Genomic DNA, 21278 nt, shown 5'->3' on the forward strand with positions numbered 1-21278 from the left:
GCGGGGAACGGTGGGGGAGGGGCCGGGTCAGCGGGTGGCCGCGGGGCTGCGGCCCAGCAGCGACAGCAGGTAGGCGCCGCCGATGCGGTCCTCGCGGGGCGGGAGCGCGCCGAGCTGGCGCATCATCTCGGTGATCTCGTACTGGGCGAGGTAGGACGACAGCAGCCCGTCGGTGAACTCCAGGAAGATGTCGCAGCCGTAGGTGCTGAAGGTCGCGCCGGGGGCGAGTTTCGCCGGGCCGTGGCCGTACTGGCGGAACAGGCACAGGGCCCGGCCGTCCTCCGGTGATGTGAAGGTCTGGACCTCGTCGAAGGCGACGTCGGGCATGACCTGCCAGATCCGGTCGACGTAGGCGCGCATGCCGTCACGCCCGTCGATCACCTCCGGCCAGAAGACGGTGTCCTCCCAGCGGATGCCGGGGTGCAGGATCTCGAGCACGCGCTCGGTGTCGTGGGAGTTCCACGCCGCCAGCCAGCGGCGAGAGAAGTCACGCAGGAAGGCCTCGGTCTGGGGTGCCGGCACGGCGGCTCCTCGTCGGTTCGGAGGCCCGCGCCGATGCGGGCCGCGTGACATCACCCTAGCCGTGATTAACTTGCGGCGGAAGTGCGGACCAGCTCGACGAACCGGGCGAGCAGCCGGTCCAGCGCGTCGACGTCGACCGGGCGGTGCAGCAGCTGGGCGCCGACGATCATCGACAGGCACAGTTCGGCCAGCTCGTCGGCGTCCGCGCCCGCCCCGGCCTCGACGACGGCGGCCCGGACGACCTCCCGGCGGCGGCGGTCGACCTCCCGCTGTGCCGTCGCGACGGCCGGGTCGCCGGTGCTCCAGACCCGGATCGCGGCCTCCGCGTCGTGCGGGACCGTCCGGGCGAGCCGGCGCAGGAGCTCCAGGCGCTCCAGCGGCGCGAGCGGTGCCGCGGCCTCGCGGGCGATCTCCTCGGTCCGCGCGGCCCAGTGCTCCAGGAACTGCGTGACGAAGTCCGGCCAGTTGCGGAACCAGTTGTAGAACGACCCGCTCGACACCCCGAGGTGGCGGTGCAGGGCGGTCATCGACAGGTCGCGGGAGCCGGATCCGGACAGGATCTCGACGGCTGCCGCGTAGTAGTCCTCGCGGCCGACGTACTGCGGCACGGGCGGCTCCTCGGGTGCGGGTCGGGCCGGGTCAGCATCGCAGCCGCGCGCGGATCCTTCCGACATAGAGGCCTCTATGTTAACTTCCGCTAGGTCACAGCCGCAGAGATGTCGAGGGAGACGTCATGGGTGGGTTCCGGTCGCCGGACGAGGTGCACGAGTTCCTGGGTGGGATCTTCGAGGAGGCGATGGCCGACGGGACCATCGGACCGAAGCTGGCCGCGACCGGCATGAGCCTGCGGATGGACTACACCGATCCCGAGACGACGGTCCGTGTCGACTTCGCGACGAAGGAGATCACCACCGGCCCGGCGGCCGCGGTCGACTCCGACGCGACGCTGGCGATGAGCGCCGACACCGCCAACCAGTACTGGCAGGGAAAGGTCAGCCTCCCGCTGGCGATGGCCCGCGGGAAGATCACCGTCGGCGGCTCGGCGGCGCAGCTGCTGAAGCTCTCGCCGATCGCGAAGAGCCTCTACCCCCGCTACACGGCGATGCTCACCGACCGTGGACGCGCCGACCTGGTCGTGAGCTGACGTGGCCGGGCCCGCCGCGCCCACGACCGGGCGCACCCACCACGACGTCGACATCTCGTCCGACGCGTTCTGGCGGCTGGCGCCGGAGGACCGCGAGCCCGCGTTCGCCCGCCTGCGGGCCGAGGCCCCGGTGTCCTGGCAGCGGCCGGTGCACAGCCCGCTGATGGACGGCGACGACGGCCCGCCCGGCTACTGGGCGGTCGTGCGGGCGGCGGACATCGCGACGGTGAGCCGCCGGGCCGACGTCTTCTCCTCGGCCACCGGCGGGGTGCTCGTCGAGGAGTTCCCCGAGGAGGTCCTGGAGATGGCCTCGTCGATCCTCACCATGGACGACCCCCGGCACCGCAAGGTCCGTAGGTTGGTCGCGTCGGTGTTCACCCCGCGACGGGTGCAGCGGATCGAGGAGCAGATCGCCCGCCAGGCCCGCGAGATCGTCACGGCGGTGCAGGGCCGCGGCGAGATCGAGCTGGTGTCGGACGTGTCCGCCCGGCTGCCGCTGTGGACGGTGTCGGAGATGATCGGCATCCCGCCCGACCGCCGCGACGAGGTGGCCACGGCCGCCGAGTCGATGGTGGCCTGGGGTGACGAGGAGGGCACCGCCGGCTCGGACGCGGCGACGGTGATGCTGAACGGGATCGTCACACTGCACGGCGCCTGCCAGGACGTCATCGACGCCCGCCGGGAGGCTCCGCAGGACGACCTGATCAGCGCGCTGGTGGCCGCCGAGGTCGACGGCGAGCACCTCACCGACGACGACATCCGGTCGTTCTTCGTGCTGCTGTGCGTGGCCGGCAACGACACCACCAAGCAGACCACCACGCACACGGTCCGCGCCCTGACCGAGCACCCGGAGCAGCGGGAGTGGCTGTTCGCCGACTACGACGCCCGCATCGGGACGGCGGTCGAGGAGTTCGTGCGCTGGGCGAGCCCGGTGATGACGTTCCGGCGGACCGCGCTGGAGCGCGTCGAGCTGGGCGGGCAGGTGATCGAGCCCGGGGACAGGGTCACGCTGTTCTACGGATCGGGCAACCGCGACGAGCAGGTGTTCGAGCGGCCGCTGGAGTTCGACCTGTCCCGCACGCCGAACCCGCACCTGGCCTTCGGCGGCGGCGGGCCGCACTTCTGTCTCGGCTCGCACCTGGCGAAGGCCCAGCTGCGCTGGATCGTCCGCGAGCTCTACGACCGGCTGCCCGACCTGCGCACCGACGGCGAGCCGGACCGGCTGGTCAGCACGTTCATCAACGGGATCCGACGGCAGCGGTGCGTGTTCACACCGCGATGAAACCCGCGGCGGGCCGGGCGGGGTCAGTCGCCGTCGCGCAGCACGGCCAGCGCGACCGCGGTGACCTCCGCGCGGACCGCCGGTCTGCCTTGTGCCGACGAGGTGAGCCGGGTCAGGTCGCTGACCGCCGACACCGCCGCCCGGACCCGCAGACGCGCGGTCGGTTCGTCGAGGTCGAGGAAGTAGGCCAGCAGCGATCGGGTCCAGTCGCGCAGCTCGGTCCGGACCGCGGCGGCGGTCCGTTCCCGGGCGTCGGAGGGCAGGTGGTGGAACTCCGAGACGTAGACGCCGAGCAGCGCGCGGTTGGCCAGGCAGAACCCCACGTAGCGGTCGACCAGCCCGGCGAGGTCGACCGAGCCGGGGTGGGCGCGCCGGGTGCGCTGCTCGGCCCGCAGCCGTTCCGAGCCCAGGTCGTACGCGGCGCCCAGGATGTCGGCCTTCGTCGCGAAGTGGTGCAACAGGCTCGGGCCCGCCATCCCGACCGCGGCGCCGATGTCGTCCAGGCTCACCCCGGCGTAGCCGCGGGTGTGGAACAGCTCGACGGCATGGTCGACGATCTCCTGCGGCCGCGAGACGGCATCACCGTCCGGCGCGACGGTGCCCTCGTCGACCGGCGCGCCGCCCGGCGGACTCCCGGCGGGCGGGGTGGAGCGCAGGCAGGCCAGCGCGGCCGACACCAGCACGGCGCGCACCTGGTCGCCGTCGAGGCTGGTGCCGGTCGACGACGGGGTGGCCAGCACGCCCAGCGCCCCCGTCACGAGCACCCCCGCGGCACGTTCGGTGAGCTCCGGACGGTCGCGTCGCAGGCGGTGCGACAGCAGCTCGAGCCGGCTGCGCAGCCGTTCCCGCACCGTCTCGCGGGTCTCCGGGCCCAGGAACCGGACCTCGCGCTGCAGCAGCGTCCACAGATCGGGCCGGTCCAGTGCGACCCGGGTCAACGCATCGACCAGGTCTTCGAGCGGACTCTCGAGGTGCAGTTCGACGGCCGCGGCGACCTCGTCGATCCCGCCGTCGAGGGCTGCGGCGAGCAGCGCCTCCTTGTTGTGGAAGTGCCGGTAGACCGCCGGGCCGGTGAGCCCCACGTCGGCGGCCACGTCACCGAGGGACACCTGGTGATAGCCGACCAGATGGAACCGGGCGGCAGCGGTGCGGGCGAGCTGGGCGCGGCGCTCGGCAGCCTGCATCCGGCGTCGCGGTGCTGCATGCGGTGCGGCCACGTCCCACCCCCTCCGGCCGGGACGACTCTAGAAGACCCGGCACCGCCGGACCGTTGCCGGTGCGGCCCGTCCACACTATTTTATCCGAGTTAGAAACTGTCGTCGTCGACGGCGACCACACCGACGTGGAGGATCCGTGACCCACCCCGGCGCCCATGCCGCACAGAACCCGGACAAGATCGCCGCGATCCTCGCCGAGACGGGTGAGCGGGTGACCTACGCGGAGCTGGAGGAGCGCTCGGTCCGGCTCGCGAACGTCCTGCGGGAGGCCGGCCTGCGTCCCGGCGACGTCGTCGCCCTGCTGAGCGAGAACAACCTGCGGGTCTTCGAGGTCTACTGGGCCGCGATGCGCTCGGGGCTCTACGTCACCGCGATCAACCACAACCTCGTCGCCGAGGAGGCGGGTTACATCGTCGCCGACTCCGGGGCGGCCGCGCTCGTCGTCTCGGCGGGCAAGGCCGACGTCGCGAAGGCGGTGCTGGCCACCGGCGTCCGGCCCGGGCTTCTCCTGTCCTACGACGGCCCGGTCGACGGCTTCGGCTCCTACGAGGAGGCGCTGGCCGCGGCGTCGGACGTCGCGCCGGCCGAGCAGCCGCACGGCGCCCCGATGCTTTACTCGTCGGGCACGACCGGGCGCCCGAAGGGCGTGCGCCCGCCGTTGCCGCCGGTGCCCTTCACCGAGATCGGGGACCCGCTGGTCGGCCTGATCGGCCAGGCGTTCGGCGTCGGCCCGGACACCGTCTACCTCACCCCGGCCCCGATCTACCACGCTGCGCCGCTGCGCTGGTGCGGCGCCGTGCACGCGCACGGCGGGACCGTGGTGATGCTGCGCCGCTTCGACGCGGCCGCCGCTCTGGACGCCATCTCCCGGCACCGTGTCACCCACGCCCAGTTCGTGCCGACGATGTTCGTGCGCATGCTGCACCTGCCGCAGGAGCAGCGGGACGCGGCCGACGTCTCCTCGCTACGGGTGGCCGTGCACGCGGCGGCGCCGTGCCCGGTCGACGTCAAGCAGGCGATGATCGACTGGTGGGGCCCGATCCTGGTCGAGTACTACGCCGGGACCGAGGGCAACGGCCTCACCATGATCGACAGTGCGACCTGGCTGACGAAGCCGGGCACCGTCGGCAGGCCGCTGCTGGGTGTCCTGCACATCTGCGACGACGACGGTCGCGAGCTGTCCACCGGCGAGATCGGCACGGTCTACGTCGAGCGCGAGACCATGCCCTTCGAGTACCACAACGACCCGGAGAAGACGAAGGCCGCGCAGCACCCCGAGCACGAGACCTGGACGACGCTCGGCGACATCGGCTACGTCGACGGGGACGGCTTCCTGTTCCTCACCGACCGCAAGTCGTTCATGATCATCTCTGGCGGGGTGAACATCTACCCGCAGGAGACCGAGAACGCCCTCGCCCTGCACCCGGCCGTGCACGACGTCGCCGTGATCGGGCTGCCGGACCCGGAGATGGGGGAGCGGGTCACCGCGTTCGTGCAGCCACGGGCCGGCGTCGCGACCGGCCCGGAGCTGGAGCAGGAGATCATCGCGTTCGTGAAGTCGCGGATCGCCGGGTACAAGGCCCCGCGCAGCGTCCGGTTCGTCGACGACCTGCCGCGCACCGAGACCGGCAAGCTCGTCAAGGGCGAGCTGCGCGCCCGCTACGCGACCACCTGAGCGGGTCCGCTCCACCGCAGAGGTGGGATCAGGGGCGCAGCGAGTAGAGGATCATCGACTGGGCGACGGCGATGGTCCGGTCGATCTCGCCGCGCTCCGGGTCCCACCACTCCACGGTCCAGTTCAGCGAGCCCAGGATCAGCATCCGGCCGATGACCGGGTCGACGTCCGGGCGCAGCTGCCCCGCGGCGCGCAGGTCCTCGATCAGTCCACGCCAGATCTCCTGGTACTCCGCCATCTGCACCATCGCCCGTGCGGACAGGTGCTCGGGGAGCTGGTTGGCGTTGCGGACGACGGCCCGCGCGTAGTCCGAGAGCTGCAGCTCGTGGCGGAGCTGGGCCTCGACCGCGGCGGCGAGCCGGTCCGCCGGAGGCGTGCCGGCGGGCAGCGCCTCCAGGACGGCGATCAGGTGCTCGCGCATCGACGCGGCCCCGGTCGCCACCACGTCCTCGATCAGGTCCTCACGGGACGGGTAGTAGTAGTAGATGGCCGGTGCCTGGATCTTCGCGACCTGCGCGATGTCCGACAGCCGGGTCCCCGCGAAGCCCTTCTGGCTCAGCACCTGTGCCGCGGCGTCCAGTAGTCGTGCCCGGGTGCGAGCGGACTTGCTGTCGCCGCTGTCGGTGCTGTCGGTGCCGTCCGGCTCGGCCGGTGCGACCGCGTTCGTCTTCCGTGCCACCGGTGAAGAATAGTCCGAGCCGTTCCCGCCGGCCGGGATCGGCGCACCCGGCCGGTGCCGCCGACGGCCGGTGGCCCGGCCGCCGGTGACCCGCTCAGCCGCGGTAGCGGGCGGCGATGTCCCGCCCGACGATCTCCTTCATGATCTCGGTCGTGCCGCCGTAGATCGTCTGGATGCGGCCGTCGGCGAAGGCACGGGCCACCGGGTACTCGAGCATGAAGCCGTAGCCGCCGTGCAGCTGCACGCACCGGTCGGTGATCCGCTTCTGCAGCTCGGTCAGGTACCACTTGCCCTTCGCGGCCTCGACCGGCGTCAGCTCGCCCCGGTTGAAGGCCAGCACCGCGCGGTCGGTCCACGACTCGGCGACCTCGAGCTCGGTCTCCATCTCGGCCAGTACGAAGCGCGAGTTCTGGAAGTCGCCGATGGCCTGCCCGAACGCCCGGCGCTCGAAGCAGTAGCGGGCGGTGTGCTCGTAGACCGCCCGCGCCGCGGTCACAGCGGAGGCGATCAGGCCGAGCCGCTCCTGCGGGAGGTGGCTCATCAGGTGCATCAGGCCGTGGCCCTCGATGCCGATCAGGTTCTCGGCGGGCAGCCGCACGGAGTCGAAGAACAGCTCGCCGGTGTCCTGGGCGTGCAGACCGACCTTCTCCAGGCGGCGCCCGCGCCGGAAGCCGCCCATGTCCCGCTCGACGACGAACAGGCTGAACCCGCGCGAGCCCGCCTCCGGGTCGGTGCGCGCGGCGACGATCACGAAGTCGGCCGACAGGGCGCTGGAGATGAACGTCTTGGAGCCGTCGAGCACCCAGCCGTCGCCGTCGCGGCGGGCCGAGGTGCGGATGCCCTGCAGGTCACTGCCGGTGCCGGGCTCGGTCATCGCGAGCGCGCCGAGCATCTCGCCGCGGGCGAACGGGACCAGCCAGCGCTTCTTCTGCTCGTCGGTGGTGAGGTCGAGCAGGTAGGCGAGCACCAGGTCGTCCTGCAGGCCCAGGGTCATCCCGAAGGAGGTCGCACCGACCCGCGCGACCTCCTCGTTCACCACCATCCGGTACCGGTAGTCGGTCTCGCCGACACCGCCGAACTCCTCCGGCACGGAGAGCGCGTAGACGCCCTGCTCGGCGGCGGTGCGGAACACCGCCGGGTCGATGGCGTGCGCGCGCTCCCAGTCCAGGTAGTGCGGCTCGACCTCGCGGGCCAGGAACTCGCGCACGGTGGCGCGGTACTGCTCGTGGTCGTCGGTGTAGAGCTCTCGGCGCATGGCGTCTCCTCGGTCGGCGGGCGGGGCCCGGTGGTGTCGCGGGCCGGGCCGGGGCACCGGCACCCGATCCGGCGAACCGGAGCACCACTATTCTAATGTAGGTTAACAAAAGGGTCGATCATCGGCGACGGTGCCGGGGCCCGTCCGGAGCGGGGAGGCGTGACCGCCATGACCGACGTGCGACGCGTGCAGCTGCTGTGCGCCTGGGGCGGCCCGGCGACGCTGGTCGTCGCGCTGGGTGGCTGGGTGCTGGCCGGGATCCTCCCGCTGCCACCCGGGCCCACCGACGGCCTCGCCGAGATCGTGGCCTTCTACGGTTCGCCGACGACCCGGGCCGGTCTGGTCGTGACCTCGGTCGGGATGTGCCTGCCCGCGCCGTTGCTGGCGGCGATCTCGGTGCAGATGCTGCGGATGGAGGGGCGGGTGCCGATCCTGTCGTTCCTGCAGCTCCTCCTGGGCGCGGTCACGGTCGTGCTGCTGCTCGTGCCGATGCTGCTGCTGGGTGTCGCCGGGCTGCGCGCCGACCGCTCGCCGGAGCTGGTGCAGCTCCTGCACGACACGGCCTGGCTGCTGTTCCTCACCCCGGTCGCGCCGTTCGCCCTGCAGAACATCACGATCGGTCTCGCCGTCCTCGGTGACCGCCCGGGAGTGCAGGTCTTCCCACGGTGGAGCGCGTACGCGAACTTCTGGGCGGCGTTCCTGTTCTGCCCCGCCGTGCTCGCCTACTTCTTCCTCCGCGGCCCGTTCGCCTGGAACGGCGTCTTCGTCTTCTGGCTCGGCACCGTCGTCTACGCGGCCTGGCTGTTCGGCATGTTCCTGCTCGTCCGCCGGGCCGTGCTCGTCGACCCGACCGGCGTCGTGGCGCCCGCCCCGGCCGCGACGGCGCCCGCGTCGTGACCGCGGACCTCCCCGACTTCCTCCTCCCGGCCGGAACCCCACCGGCCCGGGCCGCCGCCGCGGCGACGGCGCCCGCCGAGGCGCCGCGGGCGGACGGACACGTGCCCGGTGAGGCCGGGCTCTGGGTGTTCCTGCTCGGCGACATGACGCTGTTCGGTGCGTTCTTCGTGGCCTTCGTCGTGCAGGGCCGCGCCGACCCGTCCGGGTACGCCGACGGCGCGGCCGCGCTGGGCACGACGACCGGTGGCGTCAACACGCTGGTCCTGCTGACGAGCTCGCTGCTCGTCGCCTACGCGGTGCGCGCGGTCCGGGAGGGACGGTCCGGCGTCGCCCGCGTCCTGCTGGCGGGCACCGTCGCCTGCGGTGTGGGCTTCGCCGTCCTCAAGACCGGCGAGTACGCCGCCGAGGTCGCCGCGGGCAACACGCCGAGCACGTCGCTGCTGTTCACCTACTGGTTCGTGCTGACCGGGATCCACCTGTTCCACGTGGCGGTCGGGCTGGTGCTGCTCGGCGTCGTGTGGTGGCGGTTGCGCGCCGGGACCGCAGGCCGGGTGCGCACGACCGAGGGCGCCGCGGCCTACTGGCACATGGTCGACCTGCTGTGGCTCGTGCTGTTCGCCCTGCTCTACCTGGGCTTCCCGCGATGAGCGCCGCACGACCGGCACTCGTGTGGGCCGGGCTCGTCGTGGTGACCCTGCTGTCCTGGTGGGCGGGGGCGCACCACCCGGCCGGCGGCGACGACGCCCGTGCGGTGTTCGCCCTCGTCCTGGCGGTGGCGTTCGGCAAGGCATGGGTCGTCGGACGGGAGTTCATGGAGCTGCGGCACGCACCGGTGGCGCTGCGCCGCGCCTTCGACGCCTGGGTGCTGGTGTTCGGCGTCGCGCTCGGTCTGCTCGTCCTGCTCTGACCCGTCGTCGGTTAATCAGCACTAGGTAGTCGTCGGGAGGGTGTCGCGTCCGCGCGGGGTGACATCGGCGCCGGCGCGATCCCCGGCCGGGTTCCCCGCCGTGCCGTCCGCCGTCGTGGGCCGCCGTCCCGGCTTTCGTTCCGCGCAGAGGCTCCGAGCTGCGGGAACGTACACATCTCCAGTGTGGGGCCCGGGATGTCCGAGTCCGCTCGCCGGACCGGCGACCCGTCGCGCGACACCGTCGGGTGAACACGCGGCCGCACGGAAAAACCTCCGCGACCCCCGTAACCACCGAATCTAATCCTCGTTTAAGAAGTCAGGACTAGGCCGGGCCGATGACGGAGGTCACTCGATGACGAGGACGCGTACCGCCCCCACGGGGACTCCCCGCGGGGCGACGACGGGAGGTCGCCGGTGAGTGGCACCCGGGCGCCGTCGCTGCGGGGGATCGTGCAGACGACCGGCAGCTTCACCGCGTTCGTCCTCGACACCGCTCGCACGGTGACCAAGCGGCCGTTCCCGCTGGGGGAGTTCCTGTCCCAGACGCGGTTCATCGCCTCGGTGTCCCTCGCGCCGGCGATCATGGTGACTATCCCGTTCGTCGGCGTCGTCATCCTGCTGATCAACCAGCTGCTCGCCGAGATCGGCGCGCTGGACGTGGCGGGCGCGGTGACCGGCCTCGCGGTGCTCCGGCAGATCGGACCCGTCGCCGCGGTGCTCGTCACCGCCGGCGCCGGCGCCACCGCGATCGCGGCGGACCTGGGCGCCCGGAAGATCCGCGACGAGATCGACGCCATGAACGTGATGGGCATCGACCCGCTGCACCGGCTCGTGATGCCCCGCGTGCTGGCCTCGGCGGTGGTCGCCCTCTGCCTCAACGCGGTGATCACCGTGGTCGGCGAGATCGTGGCCTACGTGGTGTCGGTCGGGCTGCAGGGCGCCTCGGCCGGGCAGTTCGTCGCGACGCTGACCCTGCTCACCGACGAGGGCGACTTCCTGGTCAGCTCGTTCAAGGCGCTCCTGTTCGGGACCCTGGCCGGTCTCGTCGCCTCCTACCGCGGGCTCAAGACCGAGGGCGGCCCGAAGGGCGTCGGCCAGGCCGTCACCGAGACCGTCGTCATCTCCTTCGTCCTGCTGTTCATCATCAACGCCCTGCTGACCGCGGTCGACATCCAGCTGAAGCTGGAAAGGATCTGAGGACCCGCTCGTGAACACATCCGAAGGCTCCGCCCTGCGGCGCGCCGTGGACCGCCCCCGGGCCGGCCTGCGCGTCGTCGGCGAGCAGGTCGAGTTCTACCTGAAGGCCTACGCCGGCATCCCGGTCGTGGTCCGCCGCTACCTCGGCGAGGTGCTGCGCCAGCTCACCGCCATCAGCTTCGGCACCGGCGCGCTGGTCCTGATCGGCGGCAGCGTCGTCGTCGTGTCGATCCTGACCGCGAGCGCCGGCGCGATCGTCGGCCTCCAGGGCTACGAGGCCCTGAACGCCGTCGGCACCGACGCCCTGACCGGCTTCCTCGCCAGCTACATCAACATCCGGCTGGCCGCCCCGCTGATCGGCGGGGTCGCCCTGGTCTCCACGATCGGTGCCGCGTTCACCGCCGAGATCGGCGCCCAGCGGATCAGCGAGGAGATCGACGCGATCGAGGTCATGGCGGTCCCCGCCGTGCCCTACCTGGTCACGACCCGGATCCTGGCCGGCACGATCGCGATCGTCCCGCTCTACGCGCTGGCCCTGATCGCCTGCTTCGCCACCACCCAGCTGATCGTGGTGCTCGGCTACGGCCAGTCGGTCGGCACCTACGACCACTACTTCTCCACCTTCCTGGTCCCGACCGACGTGCTCACCTCGGTCCTGCAGGTCACCCTGATCGCCTTCGTGGTGATGTCGATCCACGCCTTCTACGGCTTCACGGCCTCCGGCGGCCCCGCCGGCGTGGGCGCCGCGGTCGGGCGCGCGGTCCGGCTGTCGCTGATCGCGGTCATGGTGACGGCGCTGGTGACCGCGGTCCTGCTCTACGCGGACCCCGAGACCCTCCACCTGTCCCGATGAGCGGGGCGGAGACACGGCACGAGGTCCGCGGCCTCGCCGCAATCGGGGTGCTGCTGCTGTGCGCCGCGCTCGTGGTGGCGTCCTACCTGGACGTCTTCACCCCGGGTGTACCCGCCACCGTCCGCACCGACCGGGCCGGTCTGCTGATGCAGCCCGACGCCGACGTCGCGCTGCGCGACGTGCGGGTCGGGCGCGTCTCGGCCGTCGAGCCGGACGGGAACGGCGGCGCGGTGGTCAGCCTCGCGATCGACCCGTCCCAGCTGGACCTCATCCCGGGCGACGTGACCGCGCAGATCATCTCGCCGACGGTGTTCGGTCCCAAGTACGTCGACCTCGTCCCGCCGGCCTCGCCGTCGACGACGACCCTGGCCGCCGGTGCCGTCGTCCCGGCCGCCGCGGTGCAGACCGAGGCCAACCTCGTCTTCGACAACCTGAACCGGCTGCTCACCACGATCGACCCGGCGAAGGTCAACACCGCGCTGGGCGCCCTGTCGACCTCGCTCAACGGCCGCGGCGACAAGCTCGGCGCCACGCTGGTGTCGTTCAACCGGTACCTGGAGCGGATCAACCCGTCGCTGCCCGCACTGCAGCGCGACCTGCAGGCCGCGGCCCCGGTGCTCGACACCTACGCCGACGTCGGCCCGCAGCTGCTCGACGTGGTCCGCAACGTCACGACCACCGGCGGCACCATCGTCGAGAAGCAGGCGGGGATCGACGCCACGCTCGCGTCGCTGTCGATGTTCGCGACCGATGTCTCCGGGGTGCTGGAGGCCAACACCGACGGCCTCGACCGGACCCTGGAGACGCTCCGCCCGACCACCGAGGTGCTCGGCCGCTACGCGCCGACCTTCCCCTGCACCTTCGACAGCCTCAACTACCTGCAGAAACTGCTGCTGCCCACCTTCGGCGGCGCCCAGCCGGGCCTGCGCTCGCTCACCACGTTCCAGCCGGGCGAGCAGGGCTACACCCCCGAGAACGCGCCGTCCCTCGGCATCGACCGGCCCAACTGCGGCAGCGGGATCCCCGCACCGGGCACGTTCCCGCGGCACGCCTCCTACCCCGACGGCTCTCCGCGTCTGGACACCCGCGACGCGCCGGTGCAGGTCCGCGACACCCCGATCGCGGTCCTGGTCGGCGGGGACGAGCTCGGCCCGACCATCCAGGAGCGACTCGGAGGGGCCCCGGCCGCGGCCGGGGCGCTCACCGCCCCCGCCGACCCGACCGCGGAAGGAGGAGGCCGATGAGCGGCATCCGGGGCAACCTCGTCCGGGTCGTGGTCTTCGCCGTGGTCGCGGCCCTGTGCGCGGCGTTCGTCGTCGTCGCCTACGGCTCGGTCCGGTTCGGCGAGACGGCCCGCTACACCGCCGAGTTCGTCGACGCCTCCGGCCTGAAGGCCAAGGACGACGTCCGGGTGGCCGGCGTGACCGTCGGCCGTGTCGAGTCCGTCGACGTCGGTGCCGACAACCTCGCGCGGGTCGAGTTCTCGCTGCGCTCCGACGTCCCCGTCGAGCAGGCGTCGGAGGGCGCGGTCCGCTACAAGAACCTGCTCGGGCAGCGCTACCTGGAACTGCTGCGGGGCGCACAGCCGACCCCGCAGCTGGCCGATGGCGGCGTGATCCCGGCGTCCCGGACCCGGCCCGCGATCGACCTCGACGAGCTCTACAACGGCTTCACCCCGCTGTTCGAGGGCCTCCAGCCGGCGCAGGTCAACCAGCTCGCCGAGTCGCTGATCTCGGTGCTGCAGGGGCAGGGCGGCTCCGTCCGCACGCTGCTCGGCCAGATCGGCACGCTGACCGGCACCCTGGCCGACCGCGACCGCGTCATCGGCGAGGTCGTCACCAACCTCAACGGTGTGCTCGGCACGCTCGACGCGCGCAAGGACAACGTGCACGAGCTGGTCACCCAGCTGCAGACGCTGGTCAGCGGGCTCGCCGCCGACCGCGGCTCGATCGGGCGGTCGCTGGAGCGCGCCGACCACCTGGCCGGCACCGTCGAGAGCCTGGTCCGCGAGGCCCGGCCCGACGTCGCCGGCACCGTGCACGAGCTCGACCGCCTGACCCGGCTGGTCAACGACGACTCCGACCGGCTCAACGTCTACTTCCAGCAGCTGCCCGGCTACTACCAGCTGCTCGGCCGCGCCGGGATCTACCAGCAGGGCTTCCAGTTCTACCTCTGCGGCGTGCAGGTCCGCCTCGACCCCGGGGTCGGCCCGCCGATCATGACCGACACCATCGCGAGCCAGGAGGCGAGATGCCAGTTCTGACCCGCCGCCGCGTCGAGGAGATGAACCTCTTCAGGATCGGGGCCGTCGCGCTGGTGATCGCGGTGGTCGCGACCGCCATCGCGCTGAACTCCGGCTACCTCTACCGCCAGCTCACCTCCGGCACCTACTCCGCGCTGTTCTCCGAGGCCGCGGGCCTCAAGACCGGCGACGAGGTCCGGCTGGCCGGCGTCGTCGTCGGCAAGGTCGACTCCGTCGAGCTCGCCGGCAAGACCGTCGACGTCGGGTTCACCGTCTTCGACGGCAGCACCCTCGGCGAGTCCACCGGCGCGTCGATCAAGACGGCGACGGTGCTCGGCGCGAAGTTCCTCGAGGTCCGCCCGTCGGGGCCGGGACGGCTGGACGACGGGGCGCAGATCCCGCTCGACCGGACGTCCGCGCCCTACGACGTCCAGGAGCTGCTGGACACCCTCACCCGCAAGACCGAGGACCTCGACGTCCCCCGCGTCGCGGAGTCCCTGAACACCGTGGCCGACACCTTCGCCGACACCCCGCCGGAGCTGCGCTCGGCGCTGGAGGGGCTGGGCAGGCTGTCCCAGACGATCTCCTCGCGGGACGCGGAGCTGCGGGAGCTGCTCTCGCACACCGCGAGCGTCTCCGGCGTCCTCGCCGAGCGGAGCAGCTCCGTCACCACGCTCGTCTCGGACGGGAACCTGCTGCTCGAGGAGCTGCGGGCCCGTCGCGAGGTGATCCGATCGCTGCTGCTGAACGTCACGGGCGCCGTCCAGGAGATCGAGGGGCTCGCCCGCGACAACCAGCAGCAGCTGCGCCCGATGCTCGACGAGCTGGAGAAGACCCTCGACCTGCTGCGGGCCAACGACCGCAACCTCGCCGCCGCGATCACCGGCCTGGACACCTACGCCGGCAGCCTCGGCGAGGCGATCTCCAGCGGACCGTGGTTCTTCGCCCTCGTGCCGAACCTGGTGCCGACGAACCTGGCCCAGCAGAACCTGCCCTCGGTGCTCGACCAGCTGACCCCGGTCTCCCCGGCCGTCGGCCCGGCACCGGGTACCCCGCAGGGAGGCGGGAACTGATGGCCCTCGTGACCCGCAACCGCGTGCTGCTGCTCGTGGTGGTCCTCGTCGTCGCGGCCGGTGCGGCCGTCTGGGCCCTGGCGAGCCCCGGTACCCGCACCGTCACCGCGTACTTCGACCAGACCGTGAACCTCTACCCGCACGACGAGGTCCGCGTCCTCGGCGTGCAGGTCGGCACCATCGACTCGGTGGAGCCGCGGCCGGACGCGGTGAAGGTCGTCATGAGCTACGACGCCGACCTCCCGCTCCCGGCCGACGCGACCGCGGCGATCATCTCCCCGACACTGGTGGGAGTCCGGTACGTGCAGCTCGGACCGCCCTACGACGGCGGCCCGCAGCTCGCCGACGACGCCGAGATCCCCCGCGAGCGCACGGTCGCCCCGGTCGAGTTCGACCGGATCAAGACCGAGGTCGCCGGGCTGGCGAAGGCGCTCGCGCCGCAGTCCGCCGAGACCGAGGGTGCGCTGAACCGGCTCCTCGACACGACCTCGGCGAACCTGCAGGGTCAGGGCCCGCTGATCCGCGACACCATCCGGAGGCTCTCCGACGCGGCGTCGACGCTGGCGAACGGACGCGAGGACATCTTCGCCACCGTCCGGAACCTGCAGACCTTCGTCACCGCGCTCAAGGACGCCGACGCCCAGGTCCAGCGCTTCCAGAGCCAGCTCGCGGACGTGTCGGGGATCCTCGCCGACAACCGCGACGCGCTGGCCAGGGTGCTGGAGAGTCTCGACCGGGCCGCGCCCGTCGTGCAGCGCTTCGTCGCCGACAACCGCGACCAGCTCACCGAGGACCTGCGCAAGGCCGACGACGTCGTCCGCACCGTGTCGCAGAACCGGCAGGCGCTGGGCGACCTCCTGCAGAAGGCGCCGTTCCTGGTGTCGAACTTCGCCAATTTCATCGACGAGAAGACCGGCGCGGTCACCGCGAACGTCGCCGTGACCAACCTGCGCAGCCCGGCCGCGTTCGTCTGCGACGCGGCGGCCGCCGTCGCGCCGTCCCGCGAGGCCGACCCGGCCGCGGCCTACGCCTGCCGGGCGGGCCTGGGCCCGCTGCTCGACCTCGCCCGGGTCGACTCGCCGCCGGTGGCGGTCAACCCGCTGCAGTACGGCGACCCGTCGGCCCCGGCGCTCCCGTCCGTCCCGTCGCTGGGAGGCAACTGATGACGCGCCGAGCCGCGCGCACCGCCCGGGTGGTGGCGGCCCTGGCCACCGTCGCCGTCGCGACGAGTGCCTGCGGGTTCTCCAGCCTGGGCGAGCTGCCCCTCCCGCTGCGTGCCGGGACGGGGCCGGACGCCTACCAGGTCACCGTGGAGATGGAGCAGGTCGCGAACCTCGTCCCGAACGCGGAGGTCATGGTCGCCGACGTGCCCGTCGGGTCGGTCGTGCGCACCGAGGTGAAGGACTGGAAGGCGGTCCTCACCGTCAGCCTGGACAAGGCCGCCGTGCTGCCGGCCAACGCCGTCGCCCGGGTCGCGCAGAAGAGCCTGCTCGGCGCCGAGTACCTGGAGCTGGCCCCGCCGGACGGGGCCGCCCCCGAGGGCCGCCTCACCGACGGCGCCGTGATCGGGCTCGACCGGTCCGGGCGCTACCCCGAGACCGAGGAGCTCCTCGGCGCGCTGTCGGTCGTGCTCAACGGCAGCGGGCTGCAGCAGGTCCGCACGATCACCACCGAGCTCAACCGGGTGTTCGACGGTCGCCAGGACGACCTGCGCTCCCTCGTGGGGAACCTGGAGCGGTTCGTCGGCGGGCTCGACGCCCAGCGCGACGACATCGTCCGCGCCCTCGACGCGGTGAACCGGCTCGGCGGCACGCTGAACGCCGACAACGCCACCCTCGCCCGCGGCATCGACACGATCCCCGGGGCACTGAAGGTGCTCAACGAGGACCGGGAGAACCTGGTCCGCACCCTGGAGCAGGTGCAGCGGCTCGACTCCGCGGTCGGGACGCTGTCCGACCGGTCCAAGGAGGACCTGCTGGCGAACCTGCGGCAGATCCGGCCCGCCGTCGCCCGGCTGGCCGACGCGGGCACCGACCTCACCCAGGGCATCGAGCTGCTGCTCACCTTCCCGTTCCCGGCGTCGACCGCGTTCCCGGGGATGTTCAAGGGCGACTACGGCAACCTGTTCCTGACCCTGGACCTCACCCCGGAGGTCCTGCGGCGCAACCTGCTCGACGGCTTCCAGCTGCCCGGCCCCGACGGGCCCGGCGTGCTGGCCGTCCCGCCGCTGGGCGCGCCGCCGGCCCTGACGGCGCCACTGGCCCCGTTCCAGGACCTGACGAAGCCGCTCGACGGCGTGCTGCCGCTACCGGGCGCCGACCGGCCCGCGGACCCGCCGGACGGGTCCGGGTCCGACGGCATCCTCGGCGGACTCCTGGGAGGTGGCCGATGAGGGCCTCGTCGGTGCGGATCACCCGCACGACCGCACGCAAGCTGGTCGCCTTCCTGGTGATCGCCGCGATCGCCGTCGGCTGGGGCGCGGTCACCTACCTCAACGTCCCGCGGATGCTGGGCATCGGGCGGAACGCGGTCACCGTCCAGCTCCCCGCCGGCGCGGGCCTCTACGTCAACGGCGTGGTGAGCCTGCGCGGGGTGACCGTCGGCCAGGTCGACGCGGTGCGGCTGACCCGCGACGGTGTCGAGGCCGACATCCAGGTGCTCGACGACCACCCGATCCCGGTGGACTCCGCGGTCGAGGTCCGCAGCATCTCCGCGGTCGGCGAGCAGTACATCAACTTCGAGCCGCGCACGACGGGTGGCCCGTTCCTGACCGACGGCGCGGTCGTCCCGGTGCAGCAGGTCTCCCTCCCGACGACGACGGGGGAGCTGCTCTCGCAGGCCAACGCGCTCGCCGCGTCGGTGCCGGGGCAGAAGCTGAACACCACGGTCGGTGAGCTCGGTGAGGCGTTCGCCGGTGGCGGCGAGGACCTCGGCCGCCTGATCGACTCCTTCGACCTGCTGACCCGGGAGGCGACCGCCAACCTCGACCCGACGGTGCGGCTGATCGACGACCTCGACCCGGTCCTCGCCACCCAGAACGCGACCTCCGGCGACATCCGCACCTACGTCGCGAACCTGGCGTCGTTCACCGGGCGGCTGACCGAGGCCGAACCCGCGCTGCGCGGCACCCTCGACCGCTTCCCGCCGGCGCTCGACGAGGTGGCCGGGTTCGTGAAGCAGATCGGGGACCCGCTCCCGGACCTGCTGAACAACCTGACCTCGGTCGGCGAGGTCGCCCGCGTCTACGTCCCGCACCTGGAGCAGACGCTGACCCTGCTGCCGTCGACCTTCGACGCCTCGATCGGCGCGGTCAGCGGCTCGCCCGTCCCGGGCACGATCATGATCAACCTGCAGACGCAGGTGAACGACCCGGCGCCCTGTGTCAACGGGTTCATCGTCGACCGGCGGCCGCCGACCGACGTGACACCGGCCCGCCCGGGCACCGGGGTGCGCTGCACCGACCCGGACCCGCTCAAGGCGGCCCGCGGCGGGAAGGCCTACCTCTGCCCGCCGGGCTCGCCGATCCCCGACGGCCGCGGCCCCGACGCCGCGTCGTGCGGGTTCCGGTTCCAGAGCCCGGAGGAGGCGGCCGCCGCCCGCGAGGCCGCGGTCGCGACCATGCTGGACGTGGCGGGCACCCAGTCCGACCGCGTCGCGGACAACCCGTTGCGGCCCGGGAACCTGCCGACCACCGGTGACGGGAACACGAACCCGGAGGAGAACCAGCCGTTCGCGCCGGGGGAGGAGGGCTACACCCCCTCCGACGCCGCGTCGCTGGACGGCGTCTTCCTCGCCCCCGGCAGCAACACCCCGATCGTCGACGGGAACAGGGTCCGGTCGTCGAACCGCGGGTGGCAGGCCATCGTGCTCGACCCGCTGGGGGTGGAGGGATGAGCCGCCCCCGGTTCCGGCTGCCGCCGCGGTCGCTCGCCCTGCCGATCGGGCTGGGCGTGGTCGCGCTCCTGCTCGCCGCGCTGGTCACGGTGCTGGCCGTCCGTCTCGCCGGCGGGACCGGCGACGACGAACCGGCACTGGTCGCGGCCAGGCAGACCGCGACCGACCTGCTCACCATCGCCCCGGACACCGCGGACGCGACGCTGCGCCGGCTGGAGGACGGGACGACGGGGGAGTTCCACGAGCAGCTGGGCAGCCGGTCCGGGACCTTCGCCGGGACCATCCGCGACGCGAAGGTGAGCTCGACCGGTGAGGTGTCCGCGGCCGGCGTCGCCGAACGCGGACCGGGCCGCGCGGTCGTGCTGGTGTCCGCCGACTCCACGGTGCACAACGCGCAGGTCCCCGACGGCGAGCCCCGCCAGTACCGGATGCGGATGACGGTCGAGCAGGAGGACGGACGATGGCTGGTGTCGAGGCTGGAGTTCGTCCCGTGACCGGCGCGGACACGACGGGCACGGACACCGCGGGCGCGCCGGACACCGACGCCGCGGACACCCCGGGCCCGGGGGCGCGGCCGCGCTCGCGACGGGGCCTCGTGGTGGCGCTGCTCGTGGTGATCGCGCTGCTCGCCGTCGCCGCCGGGGTGTGCGCGTGGCTGCTCGTCGCGCGGTCGGACGACCAGCGCACCCGCGACGACGTCCTGGCCGCGGCCACGGCCGGCGCCCAGACCCTGCTGTCCTACGACGGACGAAAGCTCGACGCGGCGTCCACCGTCGTCGACGACACCACGACCGGGAACTTCCACGACGACTACCGGCGTCTGTTCGACGAGAAGGTCCGGCCCAACGCGGAACGGCTCGGTGCGCGGACGATCGCCCGGGTCGTCGGCGCCGGCTGGGTCGGCTGGTCCGGGTCCGACGCCCAGGTGCTGGTGTTCCTGAACCAGAGCACGACGACGAACGCCGGCGAGCGCGTGGACACCGTCCAGGCGACGCTCACGATGCGGGAGGTGGACGGCCGATGGCTGATCGCCGGACTGGACCAGGTGTGACCGACACGGCGACCGACCCCGACACAGCGGACCCCGACACGGCGGACCCCGACACGGCGAACCCCGACACGGCGGACCCCGACACGGCGGACCCCGACACGGCGGACCCCGACACGGCGGACCCCGACACGGCGGACCCCGACACGGCGGACCCCGACACGGCGGACCCCGACACGGCGGACACCGCGCCCGCTGGCACCGGCCCGGCCGGTGCGGAGCCGGACGGGTCCGCACCCGCGGACGGCCCGCGACGGCGCGGTCGGCTCGCCCTGGTGGCCGTCGCGCTCCTGCTGGTCGTCGCAGTCGCCGCGGCGGTCCTGTCGGTGCTGGCGTGGCGGGGCACCGCCGGCACCGTCGCCGACCGGGACGAGGCGACCGCCGTCGCGTCGCAGGTCGTGCGGGACTTCATCGGCATCGACGCCGACAACGCCAAGGGCAACGTCGACAACATGCTCGCCGTCGCGACCGACCCGTTCCGGACCGAACTGGGCCGCTTCTCGGAGGTGTTCGGGGCCATCCTGGCGCAGGGGAAGGTCAGGGCCGAGGGAGGGATCGACGCGGTGGGCATCGAGCACATCGACGCCGACACGGCGACCGTGCTGGTCAGCGCCAGCACCACGGTCCGCAACACCGAGGTCCCCGACGGCGCCCCGCGCGACTTCCGGCTGCTCCTCGGGCTGCGGCACGAGGACGGGGCGTGGAAGGTGTCGACCGTGGAGGTGGCCCCGTGACGCACGACGACGAGACCGGCACGGACCGCGCCGGTGCGGTCGCGGTGACCGACCCCGGGCCCGCCACGCCCCCCGCCACGCCCCCCGCCGCGGACGCCGGTGGGGACACCACCGGGACCGGGCCCGGCCGCGGTGCCCGCCTGCGCGCCGCGCTCGGCAGCGTCCGGCGCGGCCTGACCCGGCGTCGCCGGACGCTGCTGTGGACGACGACGGTGGTCTCCGTGCTGCTGCTCGTGGCCGCGGCGGTGCTGTACGCCGCCGTCGTCCGGCCGGCGCAGCAGACCGAACAGGCCCGGGTGGACGGACTGGCGGCGGCCCGCACCGGTGTCGAGCAGGTCCTCAGCTACCAGCCGGCGTCGAAGGACACCGACGTCGCACGCGCCCGCGGCCTGGTCACCGGCGACTTCGGACGCCAGTTCGACTCGGTGCTCGACTCCGTCGTCCGACCGGCCCTGGACCGCGGGGTGGGGACACGGACCGTCGTCACCCGGGCCGGCGTGGTGTCCGCCGACGCCGACCGGGTCACCGCCCTGCTCTACTTCACGCAGGAGGCCGCCCGCACCGGCGAGCCGCCGCGCACCACCGCGGGCCGCGCCGAGGTGACGGTCCAGCGGGTCGACGGCCGGTGGCTCGTGTCCGACCTGCGCAACTTCTAGGCG

The 21278-nt window shown here is 72.8% G+C and carries 23 protein-coding genes; 18 read left to right on the forward strand and 5 right to left on the reverse strand.

The genetic code is table 11. The features are described from left to right. Nucleotides 1-27: 27 nt before the first annotated feature. Together DMP15_RS09645 and DMP15_RS09650 are read right to left on the reverse strand one after the other, a co-directional pair. Complete coding sequence (locus DMP15_RS09645; RefSeq protein ID WP_337825701.1) at nucleotides 28-522, reverse strand: nuclear transport factor 2 family protein; 495 nt, start codon at nucleotides 520-522, stop codon at nucleotides 28-30. A gap of 65 nt (nucleotides 523-587) precedes the next feature. Then, nucleotides 588-1130, reverse strand: coding sequence for a TetR/AcrR family transcriptional regulator (locus tag DMP15_RS09650; protein WP_337825702.1), 543 nt, complete (start codon nucleotides 1128-1130; stop codon nucleotides 588-590). A gap of 125 nt (nucleotides 1131-1255) precedes the next feature. Between DMP15_RS09650 and DMP15_RS09655 the strand changes: the two genes are divergently transcribed. Continuing rightward, the gene (locus DMP15_RS09655) at nucleotides 1256-1666 is read left to right on the forward strand and encodes an SCP2 sterol-binding domain-containing protein (protein WP_337825703.1); all 411 of its coding nucleotides are present in this window, start codon (nucleotides 1256-1258) and stop codon (nucleotides 1664-1666) included. A gap of 1 nt (nucleotide 1667) precedes the next feature. Further along, a complete protein-coding gene (locus DMP15_RS09660; protein WP_337825704.1) occupies nucleotides 1668-2948 on the forward strand; it encodes a cytochrome P450 in 1281 nt (426 codons plus the stop codon). 23 nt (nucleotides 2949-2971) lie between these two features. Here the strand turns inward: DMP15_RS09660 and DMP15_RS09665 are convergent, their stop codons facing one another. Beyond that, nucleotides 2972-4132: a TetR/AcrR family transcriptional regulator gene (locus tag DMP15_RS09665; protein ID WP_337825705.1), complete on the reverse strand. Its 1161-nt coding sequence runs from the start codon at nucleotides 4130-4132 to the stop codon at nucleotides 2972-2974. 169 nt (nucleotides 4133-4301) lie between these two features. On the opposite strand from DMP15_RS09665, the gene DMP15_RS09670 reads away from it, so the two are divergent. Beyond that, nucleotides 4302-5840 (forward strand): acyl-CoA synthetase, encoded by a 1539-nt coding sequence (locus DMP15_RS09670; protein WP_337825706.1) that lies wholly within the window; start codon nucleotides 4302-4304, stop codon nucleotides 5838-5840. Between the two features lie 28 nt (nucleotides 5841-5868). On the opposite strand, the gene DMP15_RS09675 is transcribed toward DMP15_RS09670, so the two are convergent. Together DMP15_RS09675 and DMP15_RS09680 are read right to left on the reverse strand one after the other, a co-directional pair. Continuing rightward, the gene (locus DMP15_RS09675; protein ID WP_337825707.1) at nucleotides 5869-6519 is read right to left on the reverse strand and encodes a TetR/AcrR family transcriptional regulator; all 651 of its coding nucleotides are present in this window, start codon (nucleotides 6517-6519) and stop codon (nucleotides 5869-5871) included. A 94-nt stretch (nucleotides 6520-6613) separates the two neighbouring features. Further along, on the reverse strand, nucleotides 6614-7774 hold the full coding sequence (locus DMP15_RS09680) for an acyl-CoA dehydrogenase family protein (RefSeq protein ID WP_337825708.1): 1161 nt from the start codon (nucleotides 7772-7774) through the stop codon (nucleotides 6614-6616). Between the two features lie 168 nt (nucleotides 7775-7942). Here DMP15_RS09680 and DMP15_RS09685 point away from each other — a divergent pair, with 168 nt between their 5' ends. The 15 genes from DMP15_RS09685 (at nucleotide 7943) to DMP15_RS09755 (ending at nucleotide 21275) form a co-directional block, all read left to right on the forward strand. Continuing rightward, complete coding sequence (locus DMP15_RS09685) at nucleotides 7943-8671, forward strand: hypothetical protein (protein ID WP_337825709.1); 729 nt, start codon at nucleotides 7943-7945, stop codon at nucleotides 8669-8671. Next, the gene (locus DMP15_RS09690) at nucleotides 8668-9318 is read left to right on the forward strand and encodes a cytochrome c oxidase subunit 3 (RefSeq protein ID WP_337825710.1); all 651 of its coding nucleotides are present in this window, start codon (nucleotides 8668-8670) and stop codon (nucleotides 9316-9318) included. The genes DMP15_RS09685 and DMP15_RS09690 overlap by 4 nt, the downstream gene beginning before the upstream one ends. Next, the gene (locus DMP15_RS09695) at nucleotides 9315-9578 is read left to right on the forward strand and encodes a cytochrome C oxidase subunit IV family protein (protein ID WP_178373044.1); all 264 of its coding nucleotides are present in this window, start codon (nucleotides 9315-9317) and stop codon (nucleotides 9576-9578) included. Before DMP15_RS09690 ends, DMP15_RS09695 begins: the two co-directional genes overlap by 4 nt. A gap of 414 nt (nucleotides 9579-9992) precedes the next feature. Then, on the forward strand, nucleotides 9993-10775 hold the full coding sequence (locus DMP15_RS09700; protein WP_202968228.1) for an MlaE family ABC transporter permease: 783 nt from the start codon (nucleotides 9993-9995) through the stop codon (nucleotides 10773-10775). A 10-nt stretch (nucleotides 10776-10785) separates the two neighbouring features. Beyond that, nucleotides 10786-11628, forward strand: a complete 843-nt coding sequence (locus tag DMP15_RS09705) for an ABC transporter permease (protein WP_208823342.1) — start codon at nucleotides 10786-10788, stop codon at nucleotides 11626-11628. Then, a complete protein-coding gene (locus DMP15_RS09710) occupies nucleotides 11625-12872 on the forward strand; it encodes an MCE family protein (protein WP_337825711.1) in 1248 nt (415 codons plus the stop codon). The genes DMP15_RS09705 and DMP15_RS09710 overlap by 4 nt, the downstream gene beginning before the upstream one ends. After that, complete coding sequence (locus DMP15_RS09715; RefSeq protein WP_062396827.1) at nucleotides 12869-13891, forward strand: MCE family protein; 1023 nt, start codon at nucleotides 12869-12871, stop codon at nucleotides 13889-13891. Before DMP15_RS09710 ends, DMP15_RS09715 begins: the two co-directional genes overlap by 4 nt. Further along, complete coding sequence (locus tag DMP15_RS09720) at nucleotides 13879-14943, forward strand: MCE family protein (protein ID WP_337825712.1); 1065 nt, start codon at nucleotides 13879-13881, stop codon at nucleotides 14941-14943. The genes DMP15_RS09715 and DMP15_RS09720 overlap by 13 nt, the downstream gene beginning before the upstream one ends. Then, nucleotides 14943-16106: an MCE family protein gene (locus DMP15_RS09725; RefSeq protein WP_337825713.1), complete on the forward strand. Its 1164-nt coding sequence runs from the start codon at nucleotides 14943-14945 to the stop codon at nucleotides 16104-16106. The genes DMP15_RS09720 and DMP15_RS09725 overlap by 1 nt, the downstream gene beginning before the upstream one ends. Further along, nucleotides 16106-17335: an MCE family protein gene (locus DMP15_RS09730; RefSeq protein WP_226350405.1), complete on the forward strand. Its 1230-nt coding sequence runs from the start codon at nucleotides 16106-16108 to the stop codon at nucleotides 17333-17335. The genes DMP15_RS09725 and DMP15_RS09730 overlap by 1 nt, the downstream gene beginning before the upstream one ends. Further along, nucleotides 17332-18837, forward strand: coding sequence for an MCE family protein (locus tag DMP15_RS09735; protein ID WP_337825714.1), 1506 nt, complete (start codon nucleotides 17332-17334; stop codon nucleotides 18835-18837). Before DMP15_RS09730 ends, DMP15_RS09735 begins: the two co-directional genes overlap by 4 nt. Continuing rightward, a complete protein-coding gene (locus DMP15_RS09740) occupies nucleotides 18834-19331 on the forward strand; it encodes a hypothetical protein (protein WP_337825715.1) in 498 nt (165 codons plus the stop codon). The genes DMP15_RS09735 and DMP15_RS09740 overlap by 4 nt, the downstream gene beginning before the upstream one ends. After that, entirely contained in the window at nucleotides 19328-19888 is a 561-nt protein-coding gene (locus DMP15_RS09745) for a hypothetical protein (RefSeq protein WP_226366541.1), read from the forward strand. Before DMP15_RS09740 ends, DMP15_RS09745 begins: the two co-directional genes overlap by 4 nt. Continuing rightward, nucleotides 19885-20619: a hypothetical protein gene (locus tag DMP15_RS09750; protein ID WP_337825716.1), complete on the forward strand. Its 735-nt coding sequence runs from the start codon at nucleotides 19885-19887 to the stop codon at nucleotides 20617-20619. The genes DMP15_RS09745 and DMP15_RS09750 overlap by 4 nt, the downstream gene beginning before the upstream one ends. Then, the gene (locus tag DMP15_RS09755; RefSeq protein WP_337825717.1) at nucleotides 20616-21275 is read left to right on the forward strand and encodes a hypothetical protein; all 660 of its coding nucleotides are present in this window, start codon (nucleotides 20616-20618) and stop codon (nucleotides 21273-21275) included. Before DMP15_RS09750 ends, DMP15_RS09755 begins: the two co-directional genes overlap by 4 nt. The last annotated feature ends 3 nt before the right edge of the window (nucleotides 21276-21278 follow it).

The sequence above is a fragment of the Pseudonocardia sp. UM4_GMWB1 genome, from assembly GCF_017312155.1.
Classification (GTDB): Bacteria; Actinomycetota; Actinomycetes; order Mycobacteriales; family Pseudonocardiaceae; genus Pseudonocardia; species Pseudonocardia alni.